This window comes from Microcystis sp. M53602_WE12 (assembly GCF_030065455.1).
GTDB classification, from domain to species: Bacteria; Cyanobacteriota; Cyanobacteriia; order Cyanobacteriales; family Microcystaceae; genus Microcystis; species Microcystis aeruginosa.
The window spans coordinates 1-5,850 of the sequence record NZ_JASJFB010000723.1 but is presented as its reverse complement, the minus strand read 5'-3'; the positions used below and the strand labels follow the sequence as shown (position 1 = coordinate 5,850).

Below are 5,850 nucleotides of genomic sequence, written 5' to 3'. Positions count from 1 at the left end.
TAAACGGCGATCGCTGGCTAGGGCTTCGAGGCTATTTTCTAGGTTTCCCGTCACCACGCGGACTAAAGCTCCTTTCTTAATTGTAGCTGCCATGTTTTTCTCGTTAAATTTGCTTGGGGGTTTCTTCTATATATTGTTACATATTCCTGCGGGCCTCTGACAAGAGAGTGTGGGGTGTGGGGTGTGGGGTGTGGGGTGTGGGGTGTGGGGTGTGGGGTGTGGGGTGTGGGGTGTGGGAATGATGAATTATGAAGTGGGGAGGTGGGGAAGTGGGGAAATTGAACTAAAACCCTAAAACCCTAAAACCCCAAAACCTGCCTCCTACCTTTTGCCTTAATTAAAACTCAACCATTTGACCATAACTTAAGAGACTTTGTAGGGTTGCGAGGCGATTTTCCCAGACCTGTATTTGATAGGCAGATAAATCTTTTTGTCTGGACATCACAGATTTAAATTTATAGCTAAATCGCTTTAAAGCATTTTGAGTTAAAGTCAAATTGCGAGGGCTGGGATTATTAGCCAATTGTTCTAATAGATTAGCCATTTCGTCCACTTCTTGCCCCCAAGCTTTTAAGGTTCCCTCCTCCATTGCCCATAAATTATTTATTATTAAAAAACTCCACTCTTGACGCAGGGAATTAAACCTCGCCGCCGCCGTTTTGAAGGGTTGACGGTGGGGTAAAGGTTCGGTTTTTTTCGTAATTATCGATCCCTGAATGCGATTAAGAATTGTTTGCAAGTTGGGATTGAGATTTTCTGTGGCAAAAAGAGCGAATCCCGAAGTGGGAAGATTGCGAATAAATTGTAGTTGATCGATCGTGACTTGATCGGGTACTTTTAACAGACGGATACCGGGTATAATCAGAGCATTTCCTGCAATTTGGCGATCAAATAAAGACTTGGTTTTATCTTCTAAAGTCCCTGTATCGAGAGCATAAGTCATTAAAAATATCAGGTCTATCCATTGATTTTGTCCCCATTCTTCCCAGTTTTGTTGAATACGATATAATCGTTCTTTTTGTTCTAGGGGAAACACCGCCGCCGACATTTTTAAGTGGGGGCGAATCTGTTTTAAGCGAGTAGAAACCTGCGAGACAAAAGTATCAACCTGACGGATTTTAAAGCTAGTCCATTGTTCCCATAAAGCACCCCGGGGATTTAACGTAATTGGATCAACTCCCGTCATTTGTTTAAATAACCAGCGGCCGGATTTACCATAACCATAGGTTTGATTAGAATCTTGACTCTGGAAGGGATAGCGAATATAATCTAACTGCAAGCCATCCACATCATAATTCTTGACAATTTCCTCGTAAAGAGATAAAAGATAGTTCTGTACCTCGGGATTAGCAGGATCAAAAAATGCCTTTTTCATGCCTTGACTGTAATCAAAAGAACCACCACTTTTATTAGTTGCCCCCCAATCGGGATTACGGGATAAAACCGGACCTAGATAATCTAATGGTTGCTCTAATACTTTATTATGAGCTTGATTAGCCGCCGCAAAAACCCACACCCAGGCGTGGATTTCCATATTGCGTTCATGGGCTAATTTAACGGCAACTTTTAGGGGGTCCCAACCTCTGGTTAAAGGGTTTTGTTCGGGGGCAACTTGACTGGGATAAATAGTATAACTAGCATTAACTGTCTCGAAAAAGACCACATTAATACCCGCTGCCGCCATGCGATCGAATACTTTAGCTAAATCGTCCTCATTTTTAGCTTCTACGATCGTGCCTCTATCTAACCACATTGCCCGTATTTCTGGCTGGGCAAATTGTCGATTAGTGGGATAATTATCCCAAAGACTTCGCCGCGCTTGTAACCAAAATTCTCGCGCTTGGGTATAGGCCCCCTGAGCAATTAAATTCTGAAAATTATTTAAAGCTCCTTGGGCATTTTCTAGGGCTAAACGGAATCGTCTGGCTGTATCTGAGGTGGGGGAATTTTTCCCGCGATTATGAAATGCTTGTGCTAAGGATTTATCAGTATTGGATATATTACTGTTGCTGGCTTCTAAAGCTAAGAGAGTCACCCCATAACGCCCGATTAATCCCTGCAATTCCGCCGTCATCTGGCTAATTTGTTGAGGAGTTAGGCTGGCTCTGGGGGGAATTGCCTCGGTACTCGGACTTAATCTCGCCGTTTCACTGGGGGGATTTTCTGAAATCTGCGGTAGAGGGCGACGGGGTGCGATCGCAACGCGCTCGCTACGCGAGATCGCTGTTGGGGTATTATTAATATTATTAACTATTGTTGATTGACCTTGACAATAGGGCGCAATTGTGTTATTAGAAGAACTGCGATTAATGCCGTAGCGTTGCAGGGCGGTTTCTAGCCAAGCACTATCGAGGGCGAGATTAGCGACGGCATCGCTGCCCCAGCGCCAACCGAGAAAGATCGAGTTATTATTGAGGACAACGGCGGGGGGATTGTTGCGCGCCCCCCAGACGGCAACGGTTTGGCTATTAACTCCCGTGGGGATAACCACACCACCGAGGAGACTGCTGGCTAAAGGTTTTTGGTTTTTCAGTTCACCCAAATTAGTCGGCCGCAGGGTGTAAGCTTGGGAGTGGGGATAGGCCCAGTAAGCCCCAAATAGCGATCGCAATTGATGACGCACAGCAGGTTCCGAAAGATTCCCCGCCGGACCGGTGACAATAATTTTACCACCGCGATTAAGCCAACGACTCAAGACATCAGCTTGTAAACCGGAAATAGTCTCGACGTTGGGGATGATTAGAACCTTAATTTTATTTAGATCCGCGTCGCTTTGCCACTGATTACTCTGGAGAATGCAGTAATTAACCCCGACATTTTGCAAACGTTCGGTTATATCTGTCCATTGATTGGCATTTTCTTGACTTTTTAACACTGCCACCGGTGTCGCTAAAACTGGGATCGGCAGCAAGACACCCACACAGGACAAAAGACAGGCAATTAGGGGCTTTTTAAACAGATGATCAAGATGGAAGGACGATCCCAGCACGTTTTTTTCTCTTAATTTTTTTGGTTAACTTCTCCTGATCTTACCCAACTTAGCCAAAAAATAGTATCTTGGGGAACAAAAATTGTGATGAGGCGATCGGTTTTGGGGGATTGATCAGCCGCTTGTCACAAGTAATGAAATAACTACAGATCGCTTATGATCAATTTATTCTCGCACGCTTCTATATTGCTCAAGAATAGAACCTTATCTTGCAAAAGCTGTGGGGATTGGAGGGGAGCTAAAAAACACAATTCAGAAATGATGAGTGATGTGACTACAGTGGTACAAACTACCTTTCCTTTCTTCACCGTTATCTCCTATTGAAGTCTAACGACTAAGATAAGCGGCGGCAGATAATCTCAGCAACTTGACCAAGTTTTATCTACCGTCCGCACCAACGCAGTGTTGGGCTGCCGTCGCTACTGGCTTTTAATTAACCTTTCATACTCTGCATGTGTGCCAATCCAAAACCATAAAATGCCGCGCTCCACTTCTATTCCCAATGCCCTATGACCTCGACCTGCCCGAACCGACCAATACTTTCCGACTTTTTTGAAATGTAACGACGGATGGGATGGGTCAGCCTTCAATAATTCATAATTTTCATCTGCTACCTGCTGGATAGGTTCAGGTAAGGAGTCATAGCACTGCCAAAATCTACGAGTCGTAAAATGCATTAAATTGTCCGGTAATGCCCCGCCTCAAAGTCAGCCAGTGCTTCCTTAGCCAAATTATCCAATTTGCCAGCAGCAATATCATTCTCAAGTTGTTCGTCCCAACGCTGATAATCTAAATCAAAGAACCATTCTAAAAGCTGATTAAAATCATTAGGTGAAAGCTGGAGGATAGCAACTTCGAGTTGTTCAAGTGTTAACATTATTCTTCCTCTACTAATGTTAAAGACAAGATTGAGAAATAATATCTCCCTTGCCTTGCGAACTTAACTTGGGCTACAAGAACCCTAGAGATTTAGCGATCGCAATCAACGCAGCTACAGCCTGTAGAAAGGGTAAAAAACGCCTGATAATCAACCTGAATCTTCGATAACAAGATCGAGAAGTTTGATCTAGCCGCTTAATACTCACTTTTAGTCTTTGGCAAAAAGACCGAAGTGACTGATTTGGTTTATGCTGCCCGTTGCCATTGAGCTTACTTCCCTTTAACACTGTCTTCCTCCGGATCTCGTGAACCGGCATTACTCTTCCTTTGCAGGAAAAATAACAGTAGGGATCAAAGACTAAGGAATTGACCCGATTGCCCACACAGCGGACTACCTCTCGATAGTCGTGTTAACCTGCCTCTTAGCCCCATCACTCGGAAAGGTGTGGTGTACCCCTTATAGAAAAGGTAGTGCGTTAATTATAGCGGATCGAATCAAGCCTGCAATTGCAGTCAACCCATGCCTTTGCTCTTAAACCTGACTCAAACAGAAAACCTTCGAGTAATGTCTCACCGACAACAAGAAGCAGCCCAACGGCTCAAATCAGCGGCGGTAAAAGAACCTGAATTTAGTTCTAGTAGCTCTTAGCCGTCCGCTGCATTTGAATTGTTAGACCTTGTATAACAACATTAAGGATGATGTTTTTGATCTTGAAAAGAACGAAATACCGTCTGTCAAGGAAGCTGTATACACAAATTTTTTGTGTTTTTCAGGAATGCAAAGACATCTGCCCTTGAAAGATCACGTTTTCCCTCGCCTACCGCCATACTTCGAGGCTCAATTTAACATCATCGAACTTAGGTTCTGTAGGTGCCCCTTCACCTTTGCTTGTATAGGCAATGTGGTCAAGATAAACTAGATTACCAAATACATTGGCTACAATTTGCCATACAAAAAGAGAATCACCCTTTTTAAGATCAAATTTCCTCTTGATCTCTTTTGAATGATAAATTTCTTCATGCTTCATAGATTCGTGGAATGTCTCTCGCTCAGTACGATTTTCGTATCCAATACTTCCAGTTAATTCCAGTTACTTAAATGTAAATTCTCCACCCGCTCTGATTTTTTTGCCAGCTTCCAAACCCAAGCTAACAGTATTAGAACTACTTATAGTCAGACGATCTGTTGTAGTTGATTCACGTTTGACTCCTACAAACTCCGTAATCTCAAAACTTTGATCAATTGCAGAATTCTGTACGCTTTGGATCAGCTTCCATTCTACTTTGCAGTTAGCATCAATGTGATCCGCAAGCCAATTCTCAATGTAAGGGTTGCTTTCATTCTGCCCAAAACCTTTAATTTGATCCTCTGTCAAAATTTGGATACCAGATGATGTCGCAACTACATAGTAAGTACCGCTTGGATTGACAGCATCTCTTTTCGCAGAACTACCGCCACCAACCTGTGAGACTCTCAGAGTATAGGTTGCGCCCCATTTAATATCTGCGCCCTCTCCTCCTGGGGCAACAAAGTGGCTCCTACTTCCAGCCAAAATCTTGTGATACTCCAGTTGGTAAGTCGTGCAATTCCGCAATCTGAGGTTTCCCATCTACTTTGTTCCCCTTAGTGTAAGTTGTTTGAGTTCCTGATTTGAGGTCTAACTATTGATTATACTGACATTTTCCGCCTAGTCAACTTCGACGGGACAAAAAGCTGAAACTTTCGGGATAATCACCCTATAGAGGGTGATAGCAAGAAACTTTCCTTATATTTTCCGATTATAGCCAGAATATTTCTGAATAACATACCGAATAGTCGTACTATCCAGAAACGTTCTGAATATTAGACCTCTTGCATAAATCCGAAAACAAACGATAGAAACAATAATGGGAGGGACTTTCAGTTAATTATTTATTAGTAGTTGATAATCTTCAAAAATGTTGCTGTACAAGGATCGACTTAAGACTTTTGCAAGAGGTCT

The 5,850-nt window shown here is 43.1% G+C and carries 6 protein-coding genes; 1 reads left to right on the top strand and 5 read right to left on the bottom strand.

What is annotated here, in order from left to right:
* From ndhO to PX482_RS22440, 3 genes are all read right to left on the bottom strand, one after another.
* A partial coding sequence (ndhO, locus tag PX482_RS22455) for an NAD(P)H-quinone oxidoreductase subunit O (protein WP_288123029.1) occupies positions 1 to 93 on the bottom strand: 93 nt, incomplete at its 3' end.
* Between the two features lie 244 nt (positions 94 to 337).
* On the bottom strand, positions 338 to 2,989 hold the full coding sequence (locus PX482_RS22450) for a glycoside hydrolase family 10-like protein (RefSeq protein ID WP_002758724.1): 2,652 nt from the start codon (positions 2,987 to 2,989) through the stop codon (positions 338 to 340).
* Between the two features lie 676 nt (positions 2,990 to 3,665).
* A complete protein-coding gene (locus tag PX482_RS22440) occupies positions 3,666 to 3,866 on the bottom strand; it encodes a hypothetical protein (RefSeq protein WP_002758726.1) in 201 nt (66 codons plus the stop codon).
* Between the two features lie 522 nt (positions 3,867 to 4,388).
* On the opposite strand from PX482_RS22440, the gene PX482_RS22435 reads away from it, so the two are divergent.
* Positions 4,389 to 4,517 carry a hypothetical protein gene (locus tag PX482_RS22435; RefSeq protein ID WP_002758727.1) on the top strand — a complete coding sequence of 43 codons (129 nt, stop codon included), beginning with the start codon at positions 4,389 to 4,391 and terminating at the stop codon, positions 4,515 to 4,517.
* Between the two features lie 169 nt (positions 4,518 to 4,686).
* On the opposite strand, the gene PX482_RS22430 is transcribed toward PX482_RS22435, so the two are convergent.
* Positions 4,687 to 4,896 carry a hypothetical protein gene (locus PX482_RS22430; protein ID WP_002758728.1) on the bottom strand — a complete coding sequence of 70 codons (210 nt, stop codon included), beginning with the start codon at positions 4,894 to 4,896 and terminating at the stop codon, positions 4,687 to 4,689.
* A gap of 63 nt (positions 4,897 to 4,959) precedes the next feature.
* Entirely contained in the window at positions 4,960 to 5,478 is a 519-nt protein-coding gene (locus tag PX482_RS22425; RefSeq protein ID WP_002758730.1) for a hypothetical protein, read from the bottom strand.
* Positions 5,479 to 5,850: the final 372 nt, after the last annotated feature.